This is a genomic window from Streptomyces sp. NBC_00285, from assembly GCF_036174265.1.
Classification (GTDB): Bacteria; Actinomycetota; Actinomycetes; order Streptomycetales; family Streptomycetaceae; genus Streptomyces.
In genome coordinates this window covers 4,596,585-4,622,978 of sequence record NZ_CP108055.1, presented here as the reverse complement: position 1 = coordinate 4,622,978, position 26,394 = coordinate 4,596,585, and the positions used below count along the sequence as shown (strand labels likewise).

20 protein-coding genes and 1 pseudogene are annotated in these 26,394 nt (G+C 71.2%); 12 read left to right on the top strand and 9 right to left on the bottom strand.

What is annotated here, in order from left to right; genetic code table 11:
* The first annotated feature begins 58 nt into the window (after window positions 1–58).
* On the top strand, window positions 59–1,366 hold the full coding sequence (locus OHT57_RS21230) for a sensor histidine kinase (protein WP_328748043.1): 1,308 nt from the start codon (window positions 59–61) through the stop codon (window positions 1,364–1,366).
* A 9-nt stretch (window positions 1,367–1,375) separates the two neighbouring features.
* On the opposite strand, the gene OHT57_RS21225 is transcribed toward OHT57_RS21230, so the two are convergent.
* Complete coding sequence (locus OHT57_RS21225; RefSeq protein ID WP_328748042.1) at window positions 1,376–1,870, bottom strand: SUKH-3 domain-containing protein; 495 nt, start codon at window positions 1,868–1,870, stop codon at window positions 1,376–1,378.
* A gap of 91 nt (window positions 1,871–1,961) precedes the next feature.
* The gene (locus tag OHT57_RS21220; protein ID WP_328748041.1) at window positions 1,962–2,522 is read right to left on the bottom strand and encodes a YwqJ-related putative deaminase; all 561 of its coding nucleotides are present in this window, start codon (window positions 2,520–2,522) and stop codon (window positions 1,962–1,964) included.
* A 323-nt stretch (window positions 2,523–2,845) separates the two neighbouring features.
* Between OHT57_RS21220 and OHT57_RS21215 the strand changes: the two genes are divergently transcribed.
* From OHT57_RS21215 to OHT57_RS21205, 3 genes are all read left to right on the top strand, one after another.
* Window positions 2,846–3,829, top strand: coding sequence for an SMI1/KNR4 family protein (locus tag OHT57_RS21215; RefSeq protein ID WP_328748040.1), 984 nt, complete (start codon window positions 2,846–2,848; stop codon window positions 3,827–3,829).
* A gap of 8 nt (window positions 3,830–3,837) precedes the next feature.
* Window positions 3,838–6,258 carry an SUKH-4 family immunity protein gene (locus OHT57_RS21210; RefSeq protein WP_328748039.1) on the top strand — a complete coding sequence of 807 codons (2,421 nt, stop codon included), beginning with the start codon at window positions 3,838–3,840 and terminating at the stop codon, window positions 6,256–6,258.
* Window positions 6,259–6,479: 221 nt separating this feature from the next.
* The gene (locus OHT57_RS21205) at window positions 6,480–7,370 is read left to right on the top strand and encodes a cellulose-binding protein (protein ID WP_328748038.1); all 891 of its coding nucleotides are present in this window, start codon (window positions 6,480–6,482) and stop codon (window positions 7,368–7,370) included.
* 145 nt (window positions 7,371–7,515) lie between these two features.
* On the opposite strand, the gene OHT57_RS21200 is transcribed toward OHT57_RS21205, so the two are convergent.
* The 4 genes and pseudogenes from OHT57_RS21200 to OHT57_RS21185 all read right to left on the bottom strand — a co-directional run.
* On the bottom strand, window positions 7,516–9,123 hold the full coding sequence (locus OHT57_RS21200; RefSeq protein ID WP_328748037.1) for a sodium/solute symporter: 1,608 nt from the start codon (window positions 9,121–9,123) through the stop codon (window positions 7,516–7,518).
* A complete protein-coding gene (locus OHT57_RS21195; RefSeq protein WP_328748036.1) occupies window positions 9,120–9,527 on the bottom strand; it encodes a DUF485 domain-containing protein in 408 nt (135 codons plus the stop codon). The genes OHT57_RS21200 and OHT57_RS21195 overlap by 4 nt, the downstream gene beginning before the upstream one ends.
* Before the next feature lie 308 nt (window positions 9,528–9,835).
* A complete protein-coding gene (locus OHT57_RS21190) occupies window positions 9,836–10,324 on the bottom strand; it encodes a GNAT family N-acetyltransferase (RefSeq protein ID WP_328748035.1) in 489 nt (162 codons plus the stop codon).
* A gap of 107 nt (window positions 10,325–10,431) precedes the next feature.
* Window positions 10,432–10,605 (bottom strand): annotated as a pseudogene (locus OHT57_RS21185) (MFS transporter); the annotation flags it as partial.
* A gap of 534 nt (window positions 10,606–11,139) precedes the next feature.
* On the opposite strand from OHT57_RS21185, the gene OHT57_RS21180 reads away from it, so the two are divergent.
* The 3 genes from OHT57_RS21180 (at window position 11,140) to mfd (ending at window position 18,371) form a co-directional block, all read left to right on the top strand.
* Window positions 11,140–11,928 (top strand): ABC transporter ATP-binding protein, encoded by a 789-nt coding sequence (locus tag OHT57_RS21180; protein WP_328748034.1) that lies wholly within the window; start codon window positions 11,140–11,142, stop codon window positions 11,926–11,928.
* Complete coding sequence (locus OHT57_RS21175; RefSeq protein WP_328748033.1) at window positions 11,925–14,504, top strand: ABC transporter permease; 2,580 nt, start codon at window positions 11,925–11,927, stop codon at window positions 14,502–14,504. Before OHT57_RS21180 ends, OHT57_RS21175 begins: the two co-directional genes overlap by 4 nt.
* Before the next feature lie 336 nt (window positions 14,505–14,840).
* Window positions 14,841–18,371 (top strand): transcription-repair coupling factor, encoded by a 3,531-nt coding sequence (gene mfd / locus OHT57_RS21170; protein WP_328748032.1) that lies wholly within the window; start codon window positions 14,841–14,843, stop codon window positions 18,369–18,371.
* A 263-nt stretch (window positions 18,372–18,634) separates the two neighbouring features.
* Here the strand turns inward: mfd and OHT57_RS21165 are convergent, their stop codons facing one another.
* A complete protein-coding gene (locus OHT57_RS21165) occupies window positions 18,635–19,219 on the bottom strand; it encodes a TetR/AcrR family transcriptional regulator (protein ID WP_328748031.1) in 585 nt (194 codons plus the stop codon).
* Between the two features lie 130 nt (window positions 19,220–19,349).
* On the opposite strand from OHT57_RS21165, the gene OHT57_RS21160 reads away from it, so the two are divergent.
* Together OHT57_RS21160 and OHT57_RS21155 are read left to right on the top strand one after the other, a co-directional pair.
* Entirely contained in the window at window positions 19,350–20,225 is an 876-nt protein-coding gene (locus OHT57_RS21160) for an SCO6745 family protein (RefSeq protein ID WP_443053623.1), read from the top strand.
* 18 nt (window positions 20,226–20,243) lie between these two features.
* Window positions 20,244–20,840 (top strand): nucleotidyltransferase family protein, encoded by a 597-nt coding sequence (locus tag OHT57_RS21155; RefSeq protein ID WP_328748029.1) that lies wholly within the window; start codon window positions 20,244–20,246, stop codon window positions 20,838–20,840.
* Between the two features lie 179 nt (window positions 20,841–21,019).
* Here OHT57_RS21155 and OHT57_RS21150 read toward each other — a convergent pair whose 3' ends face one another.
* Window positions 21,020–21,205, bottom strand: a complete 186-nt coding sequence (locus OHT57_RS21150) for an antitoxin (RefSeq protein ID WP_328748027.1) — start codon at window positions 21,203–21,205, stop codon at window positions 21,020–21,022.
* A 191-nt stretch (window positions 21,206–21,396) separates the two neighbouring features.
* On the opposite strand from OHT57_RS21150, the gene OHT57_RS21145 reads away from it, so the two are divergent.
* The gene (locus OHT57_RS21145; protein WP_328753274.1) at window positions 21,397–22,110 is read left to right on the top strand and encodes an HNH endonuclease family protein; all 714 of its coding nucleotides are present in this window, start codon (window positions 21,397–21,399) and stop codon (window positions 22,108–22,110) included.
* Between the two features lie 122 nt (window positions 22,111–22,232).
* Window positions 22,233–22,976 (top strand): GNAT family N-acetyltransferase, encoded by a 744-nt coding sequence (locus OHT57_RS21140; protein WP_328748026.1) that lies wholly within the window; start codon window positions 22,233–22,235, stop codon window positions 22,974–22,976.
* 51 nt (window positions 22,977–23,027) lie between these two features.
* On the opposite strand, the gene OHT57_RS21135 is transcribed toward OHT57_RS21140, so the two are convergent.
* A complete protein-coding gene (locus OHT57_RS21135; RefSeq protein WP_328748025.1) occupies window positions 23,028–23,831 on the bottom strand; it encodes a hypothetical protein in 804 nt (267 codons plus the stop codon).
* 312 nt (window positions 23,832–24,143) lie between these two features.
* Here OHT57_RS21135 and OHT57_RS21130 point away from each other — a divergent pair, with 312 nt between their 5' ends.
* Window positions 24,144–26,375 carry an N-6 DNA methylase gene (locus tag OHT57_RS21130; RefSeq protein ID WP_328748024.1) on the top strand — a complete coding sequence of 744 codons (2,232 nt, stop codon included), beginning with the start codon at window positions 24,144–24,146 and terminating at the stop codon, window positions 26,373–26,375.
* Window positions 26,376–26,394: the final 19 nt, after the last annotated feature.

Genomic DNA, 26,394 nt, shown 5'->3' with positions numbered 1-26,394 from the left:
TAGGCCAGTCGTCGAAAGTCACCGGAAATCCGGCGGGCGCCGAACGTAGGCTGAAGGCATGACCACGACGGGGGAAGACAGCGCGACGGCCCGGACGGGGCCGTGGTGGTGGGCATGGTGGCGCAGTGCGGCGTTGGACGTGGGGCTGGCGGCGGCGTCCGCGGTGGAGTGTGGGTTCGAGGGGATCCGGTTCGCGGAGGACGCGGGGATCCCGATGGCCGCGGGGATCGTGTTCGGTGTGCTGGCCGGGTCAGTTCTGGTCGTGCGGCGGAAGTGGCCGATCGCTGTCGTTCTCGTTTCGATCGCGATCACGCCCGCCCAGATGGGCTACCTGATGGGCATCGTGGGCCTGTACACGCTGTCCGCGTCCGAGCTGCCGCGCCGGATCATCGGCTCGCTGGCGGGGATGTCGCTGGTCGGGATGCTGATCGTGATGTTCGTGCGGGTGCAGCAGGATCCGGGCCGGGGAAATCTGGACCTGGGGGACTGGTTCGTACCGTTCGTGTCGATCACGACCGCGATCGGCATGACCGCGCCGCCGTTGCTCCTCGGTTTGTACGTGGGGGCCCGGCGCCGGCTCATGGAGAGTCTGCGGGAGCGGGCCGACAGTCTCGAGCGGGAGCTTCAACTGCTGGCGGAGCGGGCGGAGGAGCGCGCGGAGTGGGCGCGGAACGAGGAGCGGACCCGTATCGCGCGCGAGATGCACGACGTCGTCGCGCACCGGGTGAGCCTGATGGTGGTGCATGCGGCCGCGCTTCAGGCGGTGGCCCGTAAGGATCCGGAGAAGGCCGTGAAGAACGCCGCACTGGTGGGGGACATGGGGCGGCAGGCGCTCACCGAGTTGCGGGAGATGCTCGGGGTGCTGCGCAGTGGGGACGGGTTCGGGCGGCAGGAGCGGGCGGCGGTGCCGTTGGTTGCGGTGGGAGTGGCGGCGGCCGCGGCGGCGTCTCGGGTGGTGGAGGAGGCCGAGGGGCCCTGTCTGGATGATCTGGATGTGTTGATCGGGCAGTCGGCGGCGGCGGGGATGGCCGTGGATCTTTCGGTCGAGGGTGATGTGCGGTCGTATGCCGCGCAGGTCGAGCAGACGGCGTTCCGGGTGGTGCAGGAGGCGTTGACGAACGCCCACAAGCATGCGGCGGGGGCGAAGACGCATGTGCGGCTGGCGCACCGGGTGTCGGAGATCGCGATGCAGGTGGAGAACGAGCCGCCGCCGGATGTGCCGTCGCCGGCGTCGGCGCGGTTGCCGTCGGGGGGCAACGGCCTGGTGGGGATGAAGGAGCGGGTCTCCGCGCTGGGCGGGGTGTTCGTGTCCGGGCCGACGGATGCGGGCGGTTTCAGGGTGTCGGCGGTGATTCCGGCGGTGTAGGGCCCCGGTTCAGCCCGCGGTGAGGCGGGCGGGTTCGATGCCGGAGACGAGGCCGGTGAGGGCCTGGTCGATGTCGGGGCCGAGGTACCAGTCGCCGGTGTGGTCGAGGACGTAGACGCGGCCTTCGGTGTCGATGGCGATGAGGGCCTGGGTGTCGGTCTCTGCGCCGATGGGGCAGACCTCGGTGTCGAGGGCGCGGCCGAGGTCCCCGAGGGTGCGGGCCATGTGGAGGCCGTGCAGGGGGTCGAGGTGGAGGTGGGCGGGGGCGACCTGCCGGCCGGGGCCGGTGGGGGTCAGGTGCAGTCCGCCGAACTCGGCCCAGGCTTCGACTGCGGCGGGGAACACGGCGTGCCGGTGTCCGGCGGTTGACGTGTGTTCTCGCAGGGTGTCGGCCCAGATCTCGGCCTGCTTTATGTCCCAGCGTCCGGGTTGCCAGCCGGCGGTGCGCAGGGCGGCGTCCACGGGGACGGGGAAGCGGGTGCTGTTGGTGCGTTCGGGGTGCATCTGCCCTTCGCGTTCGTCGAGGTCATGGTGGGCGCGGTGGTGCTCGGGGCGCCGTCGTGCGGGTGGTGCCGGTGTGTGGGGGGTGGGGGTATCAGCCGCCGGTTGCCGTCGGGTCGACGATGTGGACGCCGAAGTGGGCGCTGAGGGCGGTGCAGGCGCGGCAGGGTGGGGCGAAGCTGCCGTGTAGGGGGTCGCCGTCCTCGCGGATGCGGCGGGCGGTGAGTTTGGCCTGCTTGAGGGTGCGGCGGGCTTCGCCGTTGGTCATCGGTTTGCGGGCGGCTCGCCTGCTGCGGGCGGCGTCGGCGGCGGCGATGTGCCGGGATATGAGCATGGCTTCGGCGCAGCGGCCGGTGAAGCGGTCGCGTCGGTCGCTGCCGAGGGTGTCGAGGAAATCCTGGACGAGGGGGTGCAGGGGCGGCGTGAGGTCGCCGCGGGCGGCGGTGGAGGTGAGGGTGGCGCCGCGGACCGAGAGGGCGGCTGCGACCGTGGGGAGTATGCCGTCGCGGCGGTGCCGTAGAGCGGGTGCGTGGGGTCTCTCCGCGCTGCTCCAGCCGATGCGCGGGTCGCCGCCCGCGCCGGTGTGCGGGTCGTCGGTGCCGCTCGTCGTCCCGTTGTGCGGTCCCTGGCGCGGTCCTGTCTGTGTCGTGTTCACGTGCGTTGTCCCCTCCCGTGCATCCCCCCGGATGTCACAGACTGCCAAACGGCGTGGCTGGTGCGGAAGCTGGGGCGGTGCGACACGCCCGGGTTTGGGCTGGCTGTCACGGCGGGGTGACGGCTGGTCACGGAAGTGGATGGGGGCCGGCCGGTGCCCGGTGACCGGTGTCGTCGTACCGCATAGGCTGTCGGCACCGCGATCCACGTGGTTGCCGCGGTGCGCGCGGTTGACGCGTGGGGGACGGACGAGACAGTCGATACGGTGCGCGGCAGCCGAGGGTTGTTGCGAGCCGTACCAGAGTGCCGCAGGGGGCTTCAGCCATGACGACAGGTCGGCTCGGGCAGCAGGCCGCGCCGCCGAACGCGGCCTATGCCGGGCAGGTCGTGCATTTCCCGGATCCGGTCCGGGCCGCACGTCATCCCAGAGGGGTGCGGGTGGACGAGCACGGCTATCCCGACTTCTCGCCCTACGCGCGTGCCGCCGCGGAGATCGCCGAGCCGCCGGAGGGTTTCGGGGTCGACGAACTGCGGCTGACGGACTACGTGTCGGCGAACGCGGCGTTGTCGGCGACCGGTCATGCCCTGTGGGACACGGTGCCCGCGGTGGCGACGCCGCACGGCTGGACGTGGCATCACGTGGTGGGGTCGCGGCGGCTGGAGTTGGTTCCGGTCGAGGTGAAGGCGTTGCTGCGGCATCACGGCGGGATCTCGACGACACGTGTCGATCAGACGAAGCGGGGGACGCGGCCGCTCCAGGAGACGCGGCCGGCGCATTTCGGGCTGCCGAAGTCGTCGGTGGCGGTGACCGAGTCGCAGGTGCTGGGGGTCGAGGAGGATCTCGGGTACCGGCTGCCGGGTGCGTACCGGTCGTTCCTGAAGGCGGCGGGCGGATCGGCGCCGGTGGGGGCGGCGCTGGACGCGGAGTTGGGGCTCCTGGTGGACCAGCCGTTCTTCACGGTGCGGGACGAGGCGGCGGTCAACGACCTCGTGTACGCCAACAAGTGCCTGCGTGACCATCTGACCAAGGACTATCTGTGTGTCGGGTTCGTCCAGGGTGGTCTGCTGGCCGTGAAGGTGAAGGGCGAGGGGATCGGTTCGGTGTGGTTCTGCGCGTACGACGACGTGCGCGACGTCGATCCTTCGCTGGCGCCGGCCGAGCGGGTGCAGCGGTTGTTGCTGCCGTGCGGTGTGGACTTCGACGTGTTCCTGTCCCGACTGGCCGGTAATCCGCCGGAGTTGGAGACGGTGGCGAACCTGATGGTGGACGGCGGGTTCGCGCGGTCCGTTCCGGTTGCTGGGGAGTGAACTGACCGATGGTGACGTTCGCGCAGGCGCAGGAGCGCGCGGAAGAGTGGATCAACGGGGACGTGCCGTCGTATCAGCATCGGGAGGTGCGGGTACGGGAGTTCGGCCTGGGGTTCGTGGTGTGGGCCGAGGACCGTGCGGAGGGGCCGCGGTCGGACGGGGGTGCGCAGCGGCTGGTGATCGCCCGGGACAGCGGGGAGGCCACGTTGTGGCCCTCGTTGCCGGTGGGTGAGGTGATCCGCCGCTACGAGGAGGAGTACGGGCGTGAGGACGGGCCCGAGGACGCGGGGCCGGGGGGTGCGGCGGCTGCTCGGGTCGACCTGAACCAGACGTCGTTTCTTCTGTCGCCGCCGGAGTGGTTGCAGGACGCGGCGGACAAGCTGGGGATCGGCGCTGCGGGGGCGGAGGCCGGTGCCGGTGCGCCTGCCGGTGCCGGTGCCGCTGTCGGTGATGAGGTGGCCGGGGGTGCCGAGGTGCCGGCCGGGGCGAGGCCGTGGACCGGGACCGACACCAACGGGGGTGAGGACCTCTCCGTGGCGTTGCCGGAGACGGTGTTCTCACCGCCGCTGAACGTGCCGAGCGGTACGGAGGAGGTCGCTTCGCCGGACTCGGAGGTCTCCGACTCCAGGACCGCGCGGATCTCGGGGACCCGGGGCGACGGGGCGGGGAGCAACGGGGCCGGGGTGGCTGGTGCTGTGCCGCCGTCTGCGTCTGCGTCTGCGTCGCCGTCGGGGGCCGGTGGGTCGTCGTACGGGTATCCGCAGGGGCCGGGTGCGGCGGGTGGGCCTTCTTCGGGTGGGCCGGGGACCGGTGCTGTGCCGCCTTCTTCGGCTGTGTCGGGTGGGTCGTCGTACGGGTATCCGCAAGCGGTCGGCAGTGGGCCGGGAGGTCCCGGGGGGCACGGTGTTCCGGGGCCGCCGCCCGCGCCGAGTGCCGGGGACATCGCCGATGTCGCCACCAGCAGGCTGGCGCCTCCGACGCGGGGCGAGCAGGCCGCGGGGTCGACGCCGCCGCATCCGCCCGGGGCCCCGGGAGCGCCCGGGGTGTGGCAGGGGAGCGGCCCGACTCCGCCGCCCGGCGGGGGTGGTTACGTGCCCACGCAGTTCGTGTCGGCGCCGGGAGCCGACGGGACCGCGAGCCCGGGGACACCGCAGAACCCGCCGGTTCCGGGGCCCGCTGCTGCCACCCCGCATCCGCCCGGTCCGCCGGGGTTTCCCGGCGCGCAGGGTTGGGCCGGTGGGCCGCAGTCGTCCGGCGTGACGGGTGCACCGCAGGGGGCGCAGGGTGGCCCGGGTGCCGTGCATCACGCGGAGACCATGCTGTCCGCGCCCCCGATGGGCGGGCCCGGTATGCCTCCGCCGCCTCCCGGTGCCGTAGCGGCTCCGGGTCTGGCGCCTCCGCCCGGACAGCCCGTGCCCGGGCCGCCCCCGGCCTACGGCTATCCGCCGCAGTCGCAGCCCACCGTCGGTCCCGGCTACCAGGCCGTCCTTCGCTACCGTGCGCAGGACGGGTCGGAGCAGCAGCTGATCCGGCGGTCGGCGCCGGGCACCCCGCACCCGGAGTGGCAGATCTTCCATGAGCTGCGGGGCATGAACGTGCCGCCGGACCAGGTGCTGGAGCTGCACACCGAGTTGGAGTCGTGCGAGCTGCCGGGCGCGTACTGCGCGCGGATGATCCGGGAGCAGTGGCCGCAGGCGCGGCTCGCGAGCATCGCGCCGTACGGGACGGATCACGCGAGCCGGCAGCAGGGCATGCGTCAACTGCTGCTGCACCAGGGCGAGTTGCATCAGGTGGCGGACGGCCCGGCCCGCCCGGCACCCGTGCGGTCGCCGTTGCCGCCGGTGCAGGCGGCGCCGCCGGTTCCGCCGGAGGGCGTGGCGCAGGAACTGGCGGGGGCGTTCGGGCCGGGGATCTTCCGGTTCGAGCAGGCGGCGGTGTCCCGGCAGGGTGTGCCGCCGGTCGTGGCGCACTCGTTGGTGGTGGCGGGGCTGCCGTTGGACATGGGGCCGTTCTTCTGGGCGCAGGCCCAGCCGGGGCGGCCGGTGCCGACGCTGGCGGAGCTGGCGGCCGAGCGCGGGGTGCAGCCGGCCTCGGACGCGGGCTCGTATCTCGTGATGGGCAGCGACTTCGGCAAGGCGGTCTGCGTGCAGTACGGGACGGCGAACATCGTCGCCGTGCCGGTGGAGGCGGGGCCGGGGGGTGCGCCCGTACCGCCGCAGTTCGTGAACACGGGGCTGCCCGAGTTCCAGCGCTGCCTGGCGTTGCTGGGCCGGATGTGGCGGCTCCGCTTCGGCCTGAACCAGGAGCAGGCGGGCCGTTGGACCGTCGACTTCCAGGCCCAGCTGGCCTCGCTCGACCCGGCGGCGCTGGGTTCGCCGGAGAGCTGGTGGTCGGTGCTTCTCGAACAGATGTGGGACGGGCTGCTGTGACGCCCCGCCGCTGATCCACACGCGTATGGAGGGCCGGGCCCGGTCGTAACGACCGGGCCCGGCCCTTTCGTGTACGCGCGACGGCGGAGACGGTGGCGGTGCTGCCCGTGACCTGTACGCGGAGTGTCGCGTTATGAACATTTCCGTCCGATACATCAAGATGTGCGCGAAATCATCATTTCGCGCCCGTTCGTGTCGTTTCGGCGGAGAGGGATTCCAGGATGAGCAGCGCATCGGTGTCGCCCCGGGGGTTCGTGGCCGTACGGGGGCGTGGTTACCGCCCCGAACAGGTCGACGCATACGCAGCCGCCCTGTCCCGGGACCGTGACGCGGCCTGGGAACGGGCCGCGCGGCTGACCGTGCTCGCCCGGGAGATGGAGGCGGAGACGGTCCGGCTGCGAGAGGTCGTGGCGGCGCTGGCCCCGCAGTCGTACGAGTCGCTCGGCGAGCGGGCGCGGCGGCTGTTCGAGCTGGGGCAGGAGGAGGCCGTGGCCGTCCGGGAGGGCGCCCGGCAGGAGGCGCGGCGCCTATTGGACGAGGCGCGGGCGCACGCGGACGGCGTACGGGATGCCGCGCAGGCGCACGCCGACACCGTGCGCGCCGAGGCCGACGAACGTGCCCGCCACCGGCTGCTCGCCGCACGCGCCGAGGCCGACGAGATCCGTGTCGCAGCGCGGCGTGAGCTGAAGGAAGGGCGCGGGCAGGCGCTCGCCGGGTTGCGCGAGGTGCGGCAGAGCACCATCGGGATGCTCGCCGAACAGGCCGACGAGGAAGCAGAACGCTGGGCCGAGGTGGAGCGGGCCGAGGAGAAGCGGGCGGCCGAGACGGACGCGTGGAGCGCCGAACGGGTGACGCGGGCTCAGGCGGCGCTGGCCGAGGCCGAGCAGGACTTCGAGGATGCGGGGGCATCGGTGCAGCGACGCGAGGAAGAGGCACACGCGCGTGCCGAGGAGATCCTCGCGGAGGCACGGGCGCGGGCGGAGCGGATCGCGAGGGAGACGGAGCGGGTGCTGCGCGAGCACGGGGAGCGCTGGGACGACGTACAGGCGCAGATGGACCACGTACGCAGCAGCCTGACGGCACTGACGGGGAGGACGGCGCCGTTGGAGTGACACAGGGACGCTGGGGAGTCGGGGCGGCTGTACCCACCTACGGGCGCGGGACTGTATCGATCTGCGGCTCCGCCGCGTGGGCGCGACCATCCCCCACCTGCCCGCACCCGACAACCGCCCCCGCCTCCCCCGTCTCACCCCCACGTCACCCCCTCCGCACCGCACCCGCCAGAATCCACCCCTCCACCGCCTCGTACTGCCTGCGGTGCTCCTCCGCCTTCCGTCGCCCGGAGATCACCGTCCCCAGCCACCCGAAGGCGAACCCGGCCGGGATCGAGATCAGCCCCGTAGTCGTGAACGGCAGCCAGTTGAAGTCGGCTTCGGGAAACGCCGACACCGGTGACCCGGAGACGAGATTGGTGCCCGGCATCAGTACCAGAACCGTCAGCGTGCCACTGATCAGCGTGCAGAGCAGTCCCGTCCGCGTGTAGCGCCGCCAGAAGAGGCTGTAGACGAGGGCGGGGGCGAGCGCCGACGCGCCGACGCAGAAGGACAGGATCACCAGCGGCTGCAGGCTCCGGTGCTGGATCTGCGTCGCGAGGAAGATCGTGGGGACACCGACCGCCAGCGCGGACACCCGGGCCAGCAGGATCTCGCGGCGCGGCGACATCGACGGGGTCCGCGCCGCGAACACGTCGTGGGCGAGGGAGTTCGCGCAGGCGAGGATCATGCCGGCGACGGAGGCGAGGAGGGTGAGGAAGAGGGCCGTGGTGACCGTGGTGAACAGGAGGGTCTCCCCGGTCGAGACCTCCGGCCCGAAGGCCGCCCGCGACCCCAGGAGGTACGCCGTGTTGCCCTGCGGATCCGCCTGCGCGATCGCCGCCCGCCCGACCAGGGCCGTCGCCCCGACCCCGACGACCGTGATGACCACGACGAACACGGCCACGGCCGACACCGCCCAGGACATCGAACGCCGCACCTGGCGGGCGCTGGAGGCGGTGTACATGCGCATGGTGACGTGCGGCAGACAGGCGCCGCCGATGACGACGGCGAGCTGCGAGGTGATCATGTCGACGCGCGGATACGGCCCGCCCGCGAACTCCAGTCCCGACGTCAGGAAGTCCCGCCCCACCCCGCTCTGCCGGGCCGCCGTGTCGAACAGTGCGCTCGGGTTCCAGGAGAACCGGTGCATGACCAGTACGGCGATCACGGCGCCCGACCCGAGCAGCATGACCATCTTCAGGATCTGGATGAGCGCGGTGCCCTTCATGCCGCCGATGGCCGCGTAGCTGATCATCAGCAGGCCGAGGCCGATGATGAAGCCCGTCTTCAGCGAGTCACCGGAGAACCCCAGGATGAACGCCAGCAGTTGGCCGGCCCCGGCGAGCTGCACCAGCATCAGCGGCAGCAGCGCGGCGAGGGTGACCAGGCACGCCGCGATCCGCACGGCACGCCCGGGCATCCGGCGCGCGAGCGCGTCCCCCATGGTGAACCGGCCCGCGTTGCGCAGGGGTTCGGCCAGCAGGAACATCAGCAGCATCAGCGACAGGGCGGTGCTCAGGGCGAGGACGATGCCGTCGTAGCCGCAGAGTGCGATGACCCCGCCGGTGCCGAGGACGGTCGCGGCGGAGATGTAGTCGCCCGCGATGGCGAGGCCGTTGCGTACGGGGGACAGGGAGTTGTAGCCGGTGTAGAACTCGTCGAGGTCGTCACCGTCCGGGCCTGTCATCACACACAGCAGGAGGGTGAGGGTGGCGACGGCGGAGAACGCCACCAGGCTCATCGCCTGCGCGGAGTCGCTGAAGCCGGTCATCGCGCTCCCGCCCCTCGCCTCGCGTCGACCTCGGACTGCTTGCGGATGCGGTCCGCGAGCGGGTCGACGTAGCGGCGGGCAGTGTGCTCGTACACGGCGATCGCCAGCCAGGTGACGGGCAGTTGGAGCAGGGCGAGGAGCAGGCCGGTGGGCAGTCCGTCGGTGCCGCCGCCCGCCATGAAGGACGGGGCGCAGGCGGAGAGCACCAGGAAGAGCGTGAAGTAGCCGAGCGCGGTGAGGGTGGCGGTGCGCCGCTGCCAGCGATAGGCGCTGCGCAGGATTCGCAGGTCGCTGTGGTGGCCGAGCGGGGGGCGGTGCCGAGGGCGCCGGGGGACCGGCTCGGGCGGCGGGGCGGGCGGCTGCCAGGGGTAGCTGGTGTACGGCTGTGACCGGTCGTGGGACATCCCGGTGCTCCTTGTGCGGCTCGGGTCCGGTGCGGTGCGGACCACAGGAGTTGGGGGGTGGAGGGGTGAGCGGAGCCCCGCACGTTACTCGTCGGTTCGGAGTTGTACATCCCTTTCGCCAAACTGATCGGTCGGTATGCGCTTACTTCTCTGACCTGCGGTGTTACCCCCGTTAACTCAGACTTTTGGTCTCATCGGAGCGTGCGCGGACGCCTACTTCGGGTGCATGGACGGCGACTTCGCGCATGGTGTTCGGCAGTGTGGTGTTCGTGCGTGCGGGCTTGTCCGGATGGACGCTTCCCACCGTGTCAGTGACCGAGGTGCACGCGCGCGTAGTGGACGGCGGGGCGGTCGTTGAGGGTGAACGTGCCGGTGACGGTGAAGCCGTTGCGTTCGAGGACGGTCCGGGACGCCACGTTGTCGAGCGTCACGCGCGCGGTGATCCCGGTGAGGCCGTACGCCGTCGTGGACAGCCGGCACACCTCCCGTACCGCGGCCGTCGCCACACCGCGCCCCGAGGCCGACTCGGCCACCCGGTAACCGAGTTCGGCGGTGCCGCCTTCCGCGTCCATCAGGTTCATCCGCCCGATCAGCTCGCCGTCCTCGTCCAGGACGACGTGGAAGTGGCAGACACCGGCGTCCTGTTCGTCGAGGAGCGCCTGAAGTCGTGCGGGGAACTCGGCGAAGAACGCGTCGCCGCGGTCCGGAATGGAGCGGGCGAAGTAGGCACGGTTCGTGCGCTCGAAGGCCAGCAGGGCATCGAGGTGATCGGCTCGCAGGCGCTCCAGTTCGACCATGCGAACCAGCGTAGGCGGGCCCCGGTTCTCGAACACCTGGATAAGTCCCCGCATGGTCTGGCGCGGTCCTCTTCGCGCGCTGTCCCGGCGGGTTCCGGCGCTTCGGCTCACTGCTCCTTGAGCACCGGGAAGCGCCGGGGCGCCGGCGTCAGCAGCACCACGAACGCCAGTGCCGCCGCGCCCGCCGCCCCCAGATGCACCGCGTGCACCGCGTCCGCGATGGCCGCGCGGGTCGCCTCCGGGCCCGTACTGCTGTCCAACGCGCGCGTGACGGAGGCGAGGGCCGCCGGCGCCATCGCGAGCATCGGAGCGGCCACGACGGCTCCGTGCCGGTCCGTCGACAGGCGCTCCGCGGACTCGCCTGTCGCCGGCTTCGTGTCGTCCACGCCGATTCGTTCCCCCTGCACCTATCTGCCGTACGACAGCTTCCCACCCGTCCTCACATGGCGGCAGGGTGCAGCCCGGCTGCACCGAAGGGTGGAGGCGAACCCCTAGATCGCCTCCACCCGGCGGTGGACTGCCCCTAGGGGTACCTCCGTACTACGGCTGGGGGTGGGTTCGTACTGCCGGAGGAGGAGAGAGGCCCCGGTCCGTCCTTAACCTGGTTTTACGCCGCTGGGGAGCGGTGGGGAGGGACGGCCGGAGCTGCGGGGGTGGGGTTTTCCCCCGTAGAAGAGGGTGCCGAGCACCAGCGCGCCGGTCCGCCTCGCGGCACCAGACTGAACGCCGTAGCCAAGCAGGCAACAAGCACCAGCACCTACCGAACGCCGGGCGATCCCGGCGGCTCATTGGCTGACCGATATAGGAGACATACCGTGACATCGGCTGTGACCATCACCAGGCACGGGGGCACTGGAGGGCGTACGGCCGTTGCCGCGCGGGCGCGACAGGTCGTCAAGGCATACGGGTCCGGTGAGACCCGTGTCGTCGCCCTCGACCATGTGGACGTGGACATCGCTCGCGGTCAGTTCACCGCGATCATGGGCCCCTCGGGGTCGGGCAAGTCCACCCTCATGCACTGCCTCGCCGGGCTCGACACCGTGACGAGCGGTCAGATCCATCTGGACGACACCGAGATCACCGGCCTGAAGGACAAGAAGCTCACGCAACTGCGCCGGGACCGGGTCGGGTTCATCTTCCAGGCGTTCAACCTGCTTCCGACGCTCAACGCCCTTGAGAACATCACGCTGCCCATGGACATCGCCGGGCGCAAGCCGGACAAGCAGTGGCTCGCGCAGGTGGTCGACACGGTCGGCCTTTCCGACCGGCTCAAGCACCGGCCCACCCAGCTCTCCGGCGGCCAGCAGCAGCGCGTCGCAGTGGCCCGCGCCCTGGCCGCCCGGCCCGAGATCATCTTCGGCGACGAGCCGACCGGAAACCTCGACTCGCGCGCGGGTGCCGAAGTGCTGGGCTTCCTGCGCCGCTCCGTCGACGAACTCGGGCAGACCATCGTGATCGTCACGCACGACCCGGTGGCCGCCTCCTACGCGGACCGTGTGCTGTACCTCGCCGACGGCCGGATCGTCGACGAGATGTACAAGCCGACCGCCGAGGCCGTCCTGGACCGCATGAAGGACTTCGACGCCCGGGGGCGCACGTCATGACCGTCATGAAGACCTCCAGGCGCAATTTCTTCGCGCACAAGGGACGCATGGCCCTGTCGGCCGTGGCCGTCATTCTGTCGGTGGCCTTCGTGTGCGGGACGCTGGTGTTCACGGACACCATGTCCACCACGTTCGACAAGCTCTTCGCTGCCACCTCCTCGGACGTGACGGTGAGCGCCAAGGGCGCCTCCGACAGCGGCGAGACGACCTCCGACAACGGCAAGCCGCCGGTCATGGCGGCCGCCGTGGTCGACGAGGTACGCAAGGCGCAGGGCGTGAAGACGGCGGAGGGGACCGTCTTCTCGACCTCGGTGACCGTGGTGGACGCCGACAAGGACAGCCTTTCGCCGTCCGGCGGCGGCCCGACCATCGTCGGCAGCTGGAACGGCAATGACGCCCGCACCATGAAGGTGACCTCCGGTGCGGTGCCGAAGAACTCCGGCCAGGTCATGGTCGACAAGGACACCGTCGACAAGCACCACCTGAAGCTCGGTGACGAGATCGGCGTGATCAGCGCCGTCGGCACGCACACTGCGAAGATCTCCGGCGTCGCCGCGTTCCAGGTCACCAACCCCGGTGCCGCGATCTTCTACCTGGACACGAGGACGGCCCAGGAGACGCTGGTCGGCAAGGCGGGCGTGTTCACGAACGTCAACGTCACGGCCGCGTCCGGGGTCACCGACGCCCAGCTGAAGAAGAACGTCGCGGCCGAGCTCGGCGGCGGATACAAGGTGCAGACGGCCAAGGAGACCGCCGACGCCAACCAGAAAGACGTCGAGGGCTTCATGAACGTCATGAAGTACGCGATGCTCGGCTTCGCCGGGATCGCCTTCCTCGTCGGCATCTTCCTGATCATCAACACCTTCTCGATGCTCGTCGCACAGCGCACCCGTGAGATCGGGCTGATGCGGGCCATCGGGTCCTCGCGCAAGCAGGTCAACGGCTCTGTGCTGGTCGAGGCGCTCCTCCTGGGCGTGTTCGGGTCGGTGCTCGGGGTGGGCGCCGGCGTCGGGCTCGCGGTCGGGCTGATGAAGCTCATGGGCTCCATGGGCATGCACCTGTCGACCAGTGACCTCACGATCGCCTGGACCACCCCGGTCGTCGGGCTGCTTCTCGGCGTGGTCGTCACCGTCCTCGCCGCCTGGCTGCCGGCCCGCCGCGCGGGCAAGGTCTCGCCCATGGCGGCGCTGCGCGACGCGGGTGCCCCGGCCGATGCCAAGGCCGGCCGGGTACGCGCCCTGGTGGGCACGCTCCTGACCGGTGTCGGCGTCGGCCTGCTCTACCTGGCTGCCAACGCCGACAAGGCCCAGGAGGGCTCCGCGTGGCTGGCCCTCGGCGTGGTGTTCTCCCTGATCGGCTTCGTCGTGATCGGCCCGCTCCTCGCGGGTGTCGCGGTTCGCGTCCTGGGCGCGGTCGTCCTGCGGGTGTTCGGTCCCGTCGGCCGCATGGCCGAGCGCAACGCCCTGCGCAACCCGCGCCGTACGGGAGCCACGGGCGCCGCCCTGATGATCGGCCTTGCGCTGGTCGCCTGTCTCTCGGTCGTCGGCTCGTCCATGGTCGCCTCGGCCACGGACGAGCTCGACAAGACGGTCGGCACGGACTTCATCATCCAGTCCGACAGCGGGCAGATGGTCACGCCGGCGGCTGTGAAGGCCGTGCGGAACACCCCGGGACTCGAGAAGGTCACCGAGTACAAGACGACGGAGGCCGACTACACGACCCCCGACGGCAAGACGCTCAAGGACACCGACATCACGGCGGCCGACCCGACGTACGCGACCGTTCTGCGGACCAAGACGGTCGCCGGAACGCTCGCCGACGCCTACAAGCCCGACTCGATGTCCGTGCACGAGAAGTTCGCCAAGGCGCACGGCATCCACCTCGGGTCGAAGATCAGGATCGCCTTCAAGGACGGTGCGACCGCGAACCTGACGGTGCGGGCCATCACGAGCAGCGAGGGCATCATCGACGCGGGTTCGAAGTACATCTCCACCGCCACCCTCGCCAAGTACGTGCCGGCCGACAAGATGCCGCTCGACCAGCTGGTCTTCGCCAACGCCAAGGACGGGCAGCAGGACGCCGCGTACACGTCCCTGAAGTCGGCGCTGCACGACTACCCGCAGTACACCGTGCGCGACCAGACCGACTACAAGCAGGCGTTCAAGGACCAGATCGGCCAGCTCCTCAACATGATCTACGGCCTGTTGGCCCTCGCGATCATCGTCGCGATCCTGGGTGTCGTGAACACCCTGGCGCTCTCGGTGGTCGAGCGGACCCGGGAGATCGGCCTCATGCGGGCCATCGGCCTCTCGCGGCGCCAGCTGCGGCGGATGATCCGCCTGGAGTCGGTGGTGATCGCGCTCTTCGGCGCACTGCTGGGGCTGGGGCTGGGCATGGGCTGGGGCGCGACCGCGCAGAAGCTCCTCGCCCTGCAGGGTCTGAAGGTCCTGGAGATCCCCTGGCCGACGATCATCGCGGTCTTCGTCGGCTCGGCCTTCGTGGGCCTGTTCGCCGCCCTGATCCCGGCGTTCCGGGCGGGCCGGATGAACGTCCTGAACGCGATCGCGACCGAATAGCCACCCACAAGCCACCCTGACACGGGGGAACGCCCGGCGCCGAGAAGTCACGGGGGACTTCTCGGCGCCGGGTTCTTTCGTTCCCGGTGGGGGGTGCGGGGGTGCGGAGCGCGGGGCGGTGTTGGGTGTGCGGGGATGCTGGGTGCCGCCGAGTGGGCGGTGGCGATAGCCGGTGGCGGTGGCCGGTGGCGGGGCGGAGGTTGTCCACAGGCTCCGACGGCCGGGCCGACGCCGTCGTAGGCTGGAGACCCCCCGGCTCTTCACCGCGTCGGGCCCTTCGCGTTGCCCGCCCCCAGTCGACCACCCTGTCGAACCCCCGGACGAAAGCCGCCCAGAATGAGTCTGCACGGTCTGCTCGACGCCGTCGTCAAGGACCCCGCCCTCGCGGAAGCGATCACGGCGGCCCAGGACGGCAACCGCATGCACGTCGACCTGGTCGGTCCCCCGGCGGCGCGCCCCCTCGCGATCGCCGCCCTCGCGCGTGAGGCCGGCCGGCCGGTGCTCGCGGTGACGGCGACGGGCCGCGAGGCGGAGGACCTGGCCGCGGCCCTGCGCTCCCTGCTCCCGCCGGCGGGGGTCGTGGAGTACCCGTCCTGGGAGACCCTCCCGCACGAGCGCCTCAGCCCCCGCAGCGACACCGTGGGCCGACGCCTGGCCGTCCTGCGCCGCCTCGCACACCCCCGCCCCGACGACCCCGAGACCGGCCCGATCTCCGTGGTCGTCGCGCCCGTACGGTCCGTGCTCCAGCCGCAGGTCAAGGGGCTCGGCGACCTGGAACCGGTCGCCCTGCACACCGGGCAGACCGCCGACCTGAACGCGATCGTGGAAGCCCTCGCCGCCGCCGCGTACGCGCGTGTGGAGCTCGTCGAGAAGCGCGGGGAGTTCGCCGTACGAGGCGGCATCCTCGACGTCTTCCCGCCCACCGAGGAACACCCCCTGCGCGTCGAGTTCTGGGGCGACGACGTCGAGGAGATCCGCTACTTCAAGGTCGCCGACCAGCGGTCCCTTGAGGTCGCCGACCACGGACTGTGGGCCCCGCCCTGCCGCGAACTGCTCCTGACGGACGACGTACGAGCACGCGCGCGTGCCCTCGCCGAACAGCACCCCGAGCTGGGCGAGCTGCTGGGCAAGATCGGCGAGGGGATCGCCGTGGAGGGCATGGAGTCCCTGGCTCCCGTCCTCGTCGACGACATGGAACTGCTGGTCGACGTCCTGCCCAAGGGCTCCATGGCCGTCGTGTGCGACCCGGAGCGGGTACGCACGCGTGCGTCCGATCTCGTCGCGACCTCGCAGGAGTTCCTCCACGCCTCCTGGGCGGCCACCGCGGGCGGCGGCGAGGCGCCCATCGACGTCGGCGCGGCCTCCCTGTGGTCCATCGCGGACGTCCGGGACCGTGCGCGCGAGCTGGACATGATGTGGTGGTCGGTGTCGCCGTTCGCGGCGGATCTCGAGTTCGAGGCGGACACGCTCCAGCTCGGCATGCACGCTCCCGAGACCTACCGCGGCGACACCGCCAAGGCGCTCGCCGACACCAAGGGCTGGCTGGCCGAAGGCTGGCGCGCGGTCTTCGTGACCGAGGCGCACGGCCCCGCGGCCCGTACGGTCGAGGTGCTGGGCGGCGAGGGCGTCGCGGCCCGCCTTCAGTCCGACCTGGGAGCGATCTCCCCGTCCGTCGTGCACGTGGCGTGCGGCTCGATCGACTACGGCTTCGTCGACCCGGCGCTGAAGCTCGTGGTCCTGACCGAGACCGACCTGACCGGGCAGAAGGCGGCCGGCAAGGACGGCGCCCGCATGCCGGCGCGCCGCCGCAAGACGATCGACCCGCTCACCCTGGAGGCGGGCGACTACATCGTCCACGAACAGCACGGTGTCGGCCGTTACATCGAGATGGTCCAGCGGACCGTGCAGGGCGCCACGCGCGAGTACCTCGTCGTCGAGTACGCCCCCGCCAAGCGCGGCCAGCCCGGCGACCGGCTCTACATCCCCACCGACCAGCTGGAGCAGATCACCAAGTACGTCGGCGGTGAGGCCCCCACCCTGCACCGGCTCGGCGGCGCCGACTGGACGAAGACCAAGGCGCGCGCGAAGAAGGCCGTCAAGGAGATCGCCGCCGACCTGATCAAGCTGTACAGCGCGCGGATGGCGGCACCCGGGTACGCGTTCGGCTCGGACACGCCCTGGCAGCGCGAACTGGAGGACGCCTTCCCGTACGTGGAGACACCCGACCAGCTCACCACCATCTCCGAGGTCAAGGAGGACATGGAGAAGTCGATCCCCATGGACCGCCTGGTCTGCGGCGACGTCGGCTACGGCAAGACCGAGATCGCGGTCCGCGCCGCCTTCAAGGCCGTCCAGGACGGCAAGCAGGTCGCGGTGCTGGTGCCGACCACGCTGCTGGTGCAGCAGCACTTCGGGACGTTCAGCGAGCGGTACTCGCAGTTCCCGGTGATCGTGAAGGCGCTCAGCCGTTTCCAGACCGACACCGAGGCGAAGGCCACCCTGGAGGGCCTGCGCGAGGGCTCGGTGGACGTCGTCATCGGCACCCACCGCCTGTTCTCCTCGGAGACCAAGTTCAAGGACCTCGGCCTGGTCATCGTCGACGAGGAACAGCGCTTCGGCGTCGAGCACAAGGAGCAGCTGAAGAAGCTCCGCGCGAACGTCGACGTCCTGACCATGTCCGCGACCCCGATCCCGCGCACCCTGGAGATGGCGGTCACCGGCATCCGCGAAATGTCGACGATCACCACGCCCCCGGAGGAGCGCCACCCGGTGCTCACCTTCGTCGGGCCGTACGAGGAGCGGCAGATCGGCGCGGCCATCCGCCGTGAACTGCTGCGCGAGGGCCAGGTCTTCTACATCCACAACCGCGTCGAGTCGATCGACCGGGCGGCCGCCCGCCTGCGCGAGATCGTCCCCGAGGCGCGCATCGCCACCGCGCACGGCCAGATGTCCGAGCAGGCGCTGGAACAGGTCGTCGTCGACTTCTGGGAGAAGAGGTTCGACGTGCTCGTGTCGACCACGATCGTCGAGTCCGGCATCGACATCTCCAACGCGAACACGCTCATCGTGGAGCGCGGCGACAACTTCGGCCTCTCCCAGCTGCACCAGCTGCGCGGCCGGGTCGGGCGCGGGCGCGAGCGCGGCTACGCCTACTTCCTCTACCCGCCTGAGAAGCCGCTCACGGAGACGGCCCACGAACGCCTCGCCACCATCGCCCAGCACACCGAGATGGGTGCGGGCATGTACGTGGCGATGAAGGACCTGGAGATCCGGGGCGCGGGCAACCTGCTCGGCGGTGAGCAGTCCGGGCACATCGCGGGCGTCGGCTTCGACCTCTACATCCGCATGGTCGGCGAGGCCGTCGCGGACTACCGGGCCGCCCTGGAGGGCGGGGTCGAGGAGCAGCCGCCCCTGGAGGTCAAGATCGAGCTCCCGGTCGACGCGCACGTCCCGCACGACTACGCGCCGGGCGAGCGGCTCAGGTTGCAGACGTACCGGGCGATCGCCTCGGTCAACACCGAGGAGGACGTCAAGGCCGTACGCGAGGAACTCGTCGACCGCTACGGCAAGTTGCCCGAGCCGGTCGAGAACCTGTTGCTCGTGGCGGGGCTGCGGATGCTCGCACGCGCGTGTGGCGTCGGCGAGGTCGTCCTCCAGGGCACCAACATCCGCTTCGCGCCGGTGGAGTTGAGGGAGTCCCAGGAACTGCGGGTCAAGCGGCTGTACCCGGGCACCGTCATCAAGCCGTCCGTGCACCAGGTGCTGGTCCCGCGCCCGAAGACGGCCAAGGTCGGCGGAAAGCCGTTGGTCGGACGGGAGTTGCTCGGCTGGGTGGGCGAGTTCCTGACGTCGATCCTGGGTTCATGACGGTGTGACCTGCGGTCTGGGCGTGGGTACGGCGGTGTGACCTGCGGTCGGGCTGTGGGGGCGGTGTGCCTCGCGGTGGGGCCGTGAGCGTGGCGGTGTGCCTCGCGGTCGGGCTGTGGGCGTGACTGCGCGGTCCCGGGCGGGTCCGGGGTGTCCCGGCGAGGCCCGCGGTCGGGCCGTGGGCCCTGCCCGGCGGTGTGCCTTGCGGCCAGGTCCCGCGGCTCAGGGTCTCCGTGTCTCAGGGTCTCCGTGTCTCCGTGGGGTCAGGGCGTGCGGAAGAGCGTCGTCGCCAGGGTCCGGAACATCTCCTCGGGGTCCTTGTCGCCGACCGGGCCGTCCAGGTTGTGGCTCAGGAGCAGCGTGGCGAAGCCGTGGGCGAGGGACCAGGCGGCGACCCCCGCGAGGCGGCTGTCGATGCCGAAGTCCTCCGCCTGTACGGCCGAGACAGAGGTGCGCAGGGCATCGGCGGCCAGGGCACGGGCCGTGGTGAGTTCGAGGTCGTCCGCGCGCAACAGCTCGGGCGTGAACATCACCTGGAAGTGGGCGGGGTGCTCGCGGGCGAAGCGTACGTAGTGCACGCCCGCGTCCTTGAGGTCCGAGGCCTCCTTGAGGGTGGCCGCGAGCAACCCGAAGCCCTCGGCGGCGATCGCCGTGAGGAGCCCGGTGCGGTCCCTGAAGTGATGGGCCGGGGCCGCGTGCGAGACGCCGGCGCGGCGGGCGAGGTCCCGCAGGCTCAGCCCGGCGGGGCCGTCGGCGGCGATGACATCGAGCGCGGCGGTGAGGATCGCGCGGCGGAGGTCGCCGTGATGGTAGGGGCGGTTCGGCTGCTTCGTTTCCGCGGGTGCCATGGTCAGCAGCGTACGCGGAATCTTTCCATTGACAAGTTCGGCCGGGTGAGGCAATCTAGTCAGTGTCAAGTTGTGGATGCGGTGGAGGGGGCAAACCATGTCGAAGTACGACGGTGAAGCTGTGGCCGGTATGGGCGGCGGCGCTGTGGAACCGGCCCGTGTGCGTCAGCTCTGGCACCTCCTGGAACCCCTGCACGCGGTCCTCTACTACGCGCCGGAGGTCTTCGAGGAGGCGGCCGCGCTCGGATACGACACGAAGGAGCGTTGGCCGAGCTACTTCCCCCTCCGTGCAGCGCCGTTGGGGCCGGTGGGTGCCGAGCGAGTGGCCTCCGCCTTCTACAGCTTCAGCCCGCGCATGGTCGCCGAGCACATCGACTCGGCGTGGGCGGCAGCCGATCCCGAGGCGGTACTCGCGGCGAGGTTGCGCGGGATCGACCGGGCCTACCGGACGATCCTCGGTGACCGCGTCGACGGTCCCGAGCTGGCGGAGGCCGCCGCCCTCGCCCGCAGAGCCGCCGAGTCGGTGAACACGGCGGGTCGCCCGCTCGCCGCGGCCAACGCCGAACTGAAGTGGGCCGAGGCCCCGCACCTCCAGCTGTGGCAGGCGGCGACGATCCTGCGTGAGCATCGGGGCGACGGCCATCTGGCGGCCCTGCTGGTGGCCGGCCTCGACCCGGTCGAGTCGTTGGTCTCCTTCGCCGCGATCGGCGCCGCGTCCGTGCCGCGCTTCGAGAGCCGGGGCTGGAGCCCGGGGGAATGGGAGTCCGCGCGGGACCGCCTGGCAGCGCGTGGCCTGGTCGACGAGAGGGGTGGAGCCACGGACGCCGGCCGCGACCTCCGGCACCGAGTGGAACACCACACCGACCAACTCGCTGCCTCCCCATGGCAGTTGCTCGGCGCAACGGAGACGGGCCGACTCGCGGACCTGCTCGGCGACTTCTGGGTCGCGGTGCTGTCCTCCGGACTGCTTCCGTCGGAGACGACCCTGGGCATAGGGAGGGTCTGATCGTGATAGGCAGGGCGGATGCTGGGGCGACTTTCTCTCGCGGAGCAGTTGGACGGATTCCGCACCGTGCTCGGCCGGAACGAGATCCTGACCGAGGTGATCGCCGGCACGGCGAGGCTTGACCTGCCGGGCTGGTACGTGACAGCGGGCTGTCTGTTCCAGACCGTGTGGAACGAGGTCACCGGCAGGCCTCCGGCCCATGGCATCAAGGACTACGACGTCTTCTACTTCGACGACACCGATCTCTCCTGGGAGGCCGAGGACGCCGTGATCAAGGCCGGGCGAGAGGTGTTCGACGGCCTGCCGGCCGAGGTGGAGATCCGCAACGAGGCCCGGGTGCATCTCTGGTACGAGCAGAAGTTCAAAGTGCCCTGCCCTCCCCACGACTCCACCGAGTCCGCCATCGACCGCTTTGCCGCGACGACTTGCTGTCTGGGCGTGCGACTGGAGCCCGGCGGCGACTGGCGCGTGTACGCACCCCACGGACTGTCCGACGTGTTCAACCTCGTGGTCCGGCCCAACCCGGTGCTCGCGCCCAGAGAGGTCTACGAGGCCAAGGCCGCACGCTGGAAAGAGGTGTGGCCGGAGCTCACGGTGCTGCCGTGGCCGGCCTGAACCTCGCGATGCCTGGTGCAAGCTCGCGGAACGCAGAAGCCGCCCGCGGGAGACGGAACTCCGCGGACGGCCTCTGGGCCGGAGGTGAAGGGGAGCCCGCTCGGGCTGTGCTCGGCGGGACCCGGTGTCCTCCGTGGGTCTTCGGGCTTTCGGTCCAACGGGGTCTTGGGCCTTCGGCCTTACGGCTGTTCGGGCCTGTCGCGATCCATGCCGAGCGACCCTTCGATCTTCTGCTGCGCGTCGTCGACCTGGCCCTCGTACTTGTTGCCCGTTTTCTCGTTGGCCTTTCGTTCCGCCATGTCGGACATGCCCTTGGCCTTGTCCTGCATCTGGCGGTTGCTCTTGAACCTGTCGAGGATGCCCATCCAGAGCTCCTTCCGGAGGCGACTCAGAAACGACGATACGACCGTTATGCCCGCGATGCCCACTCGAAGGGGTGGCGGTCCGGACCTTCTGAATGCCGCCGTGCGCCCGCTCGCTACGGTGTGCGCGGCGTCGTTCAGGGAATGCGCTCCCTGCGGGGGCGGACCGGGTTGCAAGGGGAGGGGCGCAAGTGATGCGTCTGAGGGGCGGGGCCGCGGCTGCCGTCGTACTGGTGTTCGCTGTGGCCGGGTGCAAGGCGGAGACGACCGCAGGGTCCGGCGGGCCGGAGGAGAGCGGGGGCTCGGGTGCGGCCCTCACCGCCGCGAAGTCGCTCACCGTGAAGGGGCGGGCGCCCAAGACGGGGTACGACCGCGACAGGTTCGGCACCGCGTGGGCGGACACGGACTCGAACGAGTGCGACACCCGCGACGACATACTCAAACGCGACCTGGAGGACGTGAAGTTCACCAGCGGGGACTGCAAGGTGTCCTACGGCGTGCTGCAGTCGGACCCGTACTCGGGCAAGGAGGTGACCTACCGGCGCGGGCGCAGCCAGGTCGACATCGACCATATGGTCGCGCTCTCCGACGCCTGGCAGAAGGGCGCCAAGTACTGGGCCGCCGGCAAACGCATAGCCCTTGCCAACGACCCCCTCAACCTTCTCGCCGTGGACGCGAGTACCAACCGCTCCAAGGGTGACGGTGACACGGCGACGTGGCTGCCGCCCAACAAGGCGTACCGGTGCACCTATGTGGCCGCCCAGGTCGCTGTGAAGAAGAAGTACGACCTGTGGGTCACGGCTGCCGAGAAGTCCGCGATGGAGAAGGTCCTCTCGGGCTGCGCCGGCCAGAAGCTGCCGACCGGTGGTAACCCGACGGCCGCACCGCCGAGGTTCCACGCGGACTGAGGGGCCTTGCGGGGCCGGGGAGTTGCGCCGGGCCTGCTGCGGGCTCGGCGCCGGGCGGTCGTGTGCCGTGGCGGGCGGGAAATGCGCTTTCCGGTGCTCGGCGCCGCGCCTACGGTGACCGCATGGAGCTGAAGGTGTCGAGTCTCGCCGAGCGCCCCGAGATGCGGGAGCGCGTCCTCGGCATGGCGAACAGCTGGCCGGAGTTCGTGACCGAGGATCCCGTGGGCAACGCCCACTACGGCCGGATCTCCGCCGAACTCCCCGAGTATGTGCTGTTCGCCGAGGACGAGCGAGGTGAGGTCGTCGCGCACGCCCACAGCGTGCCCTTCGCCCTTCACGCCGAGGGGCGCGGTGAACTGCCCGCCCGGGGCTGGGACCAAGTGCTCGTGTGGGCCTTCGACGATCTGCGCCGAGGCGTACGGCCGGACACGGTCAGCGCGATCTCGGTCGTCGTCGATCCGCGTCTCCAGGGCCACGGCCTGTCCGCCCGGATGCTCTCGGCGATGCGTGACAGCGCCCGCGCCCACGGCTTCAGCGAGGTGGTCGCCCCCGTCCGCCCCAGCGCCAAGCACCTGGAGCCGCGCACCCCCATCCACGAGTACGCCCACCGCGTACGCCCCGACGGCCTGCCGCACGACCCCTGGTTGCGCGTCCACGCCCGGTCCGGGGCCGTTGTCCACGCGGTGGCACCGGCCTCCATGACGGTGTCCGGCTCGCTGGAGCAGTGGCGTCGCTGGACCGGGCTGCCCTTCGACACTCAGGGCGACATCGAGGTCCCGGGGGCGCTGGTGCCGGTGCGGTGCGAACCGGAGCGCGGGTACGCGGTGTACGTCGAGCCCAACGTATGGATGCGGCACACCCTTTGAGTGGGCCGCAGCCCGGGGCGGCGTCCTGGGGTGGTGGGACGGTCCCGCGGTTCAGCCGCCGAGGGCGTCGAGGTCGAGGATCCGGCCGGCGGGCTTCTGCGTCGGGACCGGCTTGTCGAAGTCGCTGAAGAACACGGACCCCTGGTCCGCTCCGGCGGTGCTGTCGATCCGCAGCAGATACGGCTTGCCCTCGGTTGCGACGTACAGGGTGTAGCGGTCCTTGCCGTCCTTCTCGTGCAGGGTGATCGCCGGTGCCCCCTCGACGGTGGTCGTCTTCCCGCGGCTCGCGTCGGAGTTGGTGTCCTCGGCGCCGTCGAGCACCGAGCCCAGGTCGCAGAAGCTCTCGAACTCCTTGGCGTCGGAGCCCGTCGCCTTCGTCTTGGTCCACTTGCCGGCCAGTAGGGCCACGGCCGCCTCGGTGTCCGACGTCGACTCGCCCTTGCTCTGCTCGCGGAGCAACGCCTCGTCGAACTTCATGTACACGGTGTCGCCGGTCTTGATCAGTTCGGCCTTGCCCTTGCCGCCCAGGCCGATCGTGCCGGCGCACTCGCCCTTCTTGTTCAGGGTGACATCGAGGCTGATGATGCCGCCGCTCTCGTCGTCAGGGATGTGGCCCTTCACGCGCAGCGAGGAGGCGCCGGTCGTCGCCTTCGTGGCTTGGTCGGCTATTTCGCCGCCGTTCAGCCCGGCGAACGCCTCCTTCTTCGCGGCGGACTTGCTCGGTGAGGCGGACGTGCTGGACGTGCTGGACGTGCCCGTCCCAGTGTCCGCCGTGTCCTGGCCCGGCCGGCAGCCGGTGAGTCCTGCGGTGGCCACGGCAGCGATGCAGAGGGCGGCAAGTGCGGTACGACGCATGGCGATTCCTTGGTGGGTGGCGGTGAGGTGATGGCGTGAGGTGCTGAGGCGGGGCGCGTTGCGCTGAAGCCGGTCGCACCTCGAGCGGGGTGAGCACGCCCATGGCTGTGTCCCCCTCCGACGCGGCGACCATTGCCTTTCGGGCAGTCACTCGTTCGCTGGGTCAATAACAGCAGAGCTTGTGAACCGAGTCAACCGCGTTCACATGGCATAGCATGTACACGGGCGTGAACGGGTAGATCTTGCGTACGTCGGTATGCTCAGCGCACACGCGGGGCGCAGGGTCGGCCCGTACGACGAGGGGAGCGCGTGGTGCAGGACAACGCGACTGAGGTGACCGCTGCCGGTATCGCACGACTGGCCGGCGTCGGCCGCGCGGCCGTCAGTAACTGGCGCCGTCGGCACGCCGACTTCCCGAGGCCCGTCGGCGGCAGCGAGACCAGCCCGTCCTTCGCACTGGCGGAAGTCGAGTCCTGGCTGCGCAAGCAGGGGAAACTCGCCGAAGTGCCCCTGCGGGAGCGCGTCTGGCAGCAGCTCTCGGGCCATCCCGAGGGCCCGGTCACCGCACTCACCCACGCGGGCTGCGTCCTGTTGCTGATCCACGACCGCCCACCGGTCTGGCTGGACGTGAGCGCCGGCTCCGACGAGCGTCTTGCGGACATGCTGCCGGGGGCGCTGCGGGAGGTGCTGACGCCGCGATTCGGATCAGCGCCGACTGTGAACACGCCTAACGCCGTGAACACGCCTCGGGCCGTGAACACCCCGGCCGTCGTGAACACCCCGGGCTCGGTTCCGGCACGCGACGCCGCCCGGCCTGCAGGCGTGAACACCGCGAACATCGCAAGCGCCGAGCGCGCCGCGACCAACCCCAAGAACGGCGCGCACACCCCGCCCACCGCCCCTCCCGTGAACACCCGCCCGGCCGTTCACGCCCCCACCGCCCCCGAACTCCGCCCCTCCGCGCCCCTCCTGCGCGGCGTCGCGGAGCTGGCCGCGGAGCTGGGCGCCCGTCAGACGTTCGAGTTCCTGCTCGGCAGGTACCTCGACGCCAACCCGCGTCAGTACACGCTCACCCCCGCCGACCTGGCCGCCCTCATGGCCGACCTCGTCGGCCCCGCCCGCACCGTCCTCGACCCGGCCTGCGGCACCGGAGCCCTCCTGCGGGCGGCAGCCACCCGCCCCGACCAGGAGCTCTACGCCCAGGACAGCGCCCCCGAACTTGCCGCTCTCACCACGCTCCGGCTCGCCCTGCACACCTGGTCCACGATCCACGGCGCCACCGGCGACACCCTGCGCGCCGACGCCCACCCTCGGCTGCACGCCGACGCCGTCCTGTGCCACCCGCCGTTCAACGAACGCAACTGGGGCCACGACGAACTCGCCTACGACCCCCGCTGGGAGTACGGCTTCCCGGCCCGCACCGAGTCCGAGCTCGCCTGGGTCCAGCACGCGCTCGCCCGCCTCAAGGACGGCGGCGCCGGCGTCCTGCTCATGCCGCCCGCCGCCGCCTCCCGCCGCTCCGGCCGCCGAATCCGCGCCGACCTGCTGCGCCGCGGTGCCCTGCGCGCCGTGATCGCCCTCCCGGTCGGGGCGGCACCGCCGTACAACATCCCGCTGCACCTGTGGGTGCTGCGCCGGCCGGAGAAGGCGCCCGCGCAGCCGGAGGTGCTGCTTGTGGACGTGGGGCAGTTCGCGGGGGAGGGGCGCGGCGGACCGGACTGGCGGGCCGTGCGCGAGGCCGTGCTCGACGCCTGGCAGACCTTCGGCCGGGCCGGCCGTTTCGCCGAACGGCCCGGTCTGGCCCGCGCGCTGCCCGTCATCGAACTCCTCGACGACGACGTGGACCTCGCCCCCGCCCGCCACCTGCCACCCGCCACGATGGCCGACGGCGCCGAACAGCTCACGGCCGTGCGCGAGCGCCTGAACGAGACGCTCCGCCTGACCGTCGACCTCACCCCGCCGCGCGCCGACGCCGCGCAGCCCTCGCGCTGGCCGCTGACCACCATTGGCGAACTCGCGCGCGGAGGCGCTCTGTTGCTGCGCACGGGCGGAAACGGCGGCCACGCGCGTGTGCCCGTCCTCACCGACCACGACGTCCTCTCCGGGACCGACCCCTCCGGGACGCTTCCCGAGAGCGAGGAGGAGGCCGTGCTGACCGAGCCGGGCGACGTCGTCGTACCGGTGCTCGGCGGGGGTTCGATGGCGCGCGTGATCGACGAGGCGGCCGGGGGCGCCGTCCTGGGGCGCAACCTTGTGCTGCTGCGCCCCGATCCCGCCGCGCTCGACCCCTGGTACCTCGCCGGCTTCCTGCGCGGCACCGCGAACAACCGGCAGGCCAGCAGCTACGCCTCCACCGCGACACGCCTGGACGTGCGCCGGCTTCACCTGCCCCGGCTCCCGCTCGACGAGCAACGGCGTTACGGCGAGCGCTTCCGCGCGCTGGACGAGTTCGAGCGGGCGCTCCGACGCGCGGGCCGGCTCGGGGAGCAGCTCGTGCGCGGGATGTACGACGGACTGACGGACGGGACGGTCGCGCCCGACTGAGGCGGAAGCCGCAACTCCG

What these genes read in the sequence shown, in the direction of transcription:
- OHT57_RS21145 (WP_328753274.1), top strand. Translation starts at nt 21,397, where the DNA reads ATGCGTCTGAGGGGCGGGGCCGCGGCTGCCGTCGTACTGGTGTTCGCT.
- OHT57_RS21175 (WP_328748033.1), top strand. Translation starts at nt 11,925, where the DNA reads ATGACCGTCATGAAGACCTCCAGGCGCAATTTCTTCGCGCACAAGGGA.
- OHT57_RS21200 (WP_328748037.1), bottom strand. Translation starts at nt 9,123, where the DNA reads ATGACCGGCTTCAGCGACTCCGCGCAGGCGATGAGCCTGGTGGCGTTC.
- OHT57_RS21140 (WP_328748026.1), top strand. Translation starts at nt 22,233, where the DNA reads ATGGAGCTGAAGGTGTCGAGTCTCGCCGAGCGCCCCGAGATGCGGGAG.
- OHT57_RS21225 (WP_328748042.1), bottom strand. Translation starts at nt 1,870, where the DNA reads ATGCACCCCGAACGCACCAACAGCACCCGCTTCCCCGTCCCCGTGGAC.
- OHT57_RS21210 (WP_328748039.1), top strand. Translation starts at nt 3,838, where the DNA reads ATGGTGACGTTCGCGCAGGCGCAGGAGCGCGCGGAAGAGTGGATCAAC.
- OHT57_RS21215 (WP_328748040.1), top strand. Translation starts at nt 2,846, where the DNA reads ATGACGACAGGTCGGCTCGGGCAGCAGGCCGCGCCGCCGAACGCGGCC.
- OHT57_RS21190 (WP_328748035.1), bottom strand. Translation starts at nt 10,324, where the DNA reads ATGGTCGAACTGGAGCGCCTGCGAGCCGATCACCTCGATGCCCTGCTG.
- OHT57_RS21135 (WP_328748025.1), bottom strand. Translation starts at nt 23,831, where the DNA reads ATGCGTCGTACCGCACTTGCCGCCCTCTGCATCGCTGCCGTGGCCACC.
- OHT57_RS21160 (WP_443053623.1), top strand. Translation starts at nt 19,350, where the DNA reads ATGGGCGGCGGCGCTGTGGAACCGGCCCGTGTGCGTCAGCTCTGGCAC.
- OHT57_RS21230 (WP_328748043.1), top strand. Translation starts at nt 59, where the DNA reads ATGACCACGACGGGGGAAGACAGCGCGACGGCCCGGACGGGGCCGTGG.
- mfd (WP_328748032.1), top strand. Translation starts at nt 14,841, where the DNA reads ATGAGTCTGCACGGTCTGCTCGACGCCGTCGTCAAGGACCCCGCCCTC.
- OHT57_RS21155 (WP_328748029.1), top strand. Translation starts at nt 20,244, where the DNA reads ATGCTGGGGCGACTTTCTCTCGCGGAGCAGTTGGACGGATTCCGCACC.
- OHT57_RS21165 (WP_328748031.1), bottom strand. Translation starts at nt 19,219, where the DNA reads ATGGCACCCGCGGAAACGAAGCAGCCGAACCGCCCCTACCATCACGGC.
- OHT57_RS21205 (WP_328748038.1), top strand. Translation starts at nt 6,480, where the DNA reads ATGAGCAGCGCATCGGTGTCGCCCCGGGGGTTCGTGGCCGTACGGGGG.
- OHT57_RS21150 (WP_328748027.1), bottom strand. Translation starts at nt 21,205, where the DNA reads ATGGGCATCCTCGACAGGTTCAAGAGCAACCGCCAGATGCAGGACAAG.
- OHT57_RS21195 (WP_328748036.1), bottom strand. Translation starts at nt 9,527, where the DNA reads ATGTCCCACGACCGGTCACAGCCGTACACCAGCTACCCCTGGCAGCCG.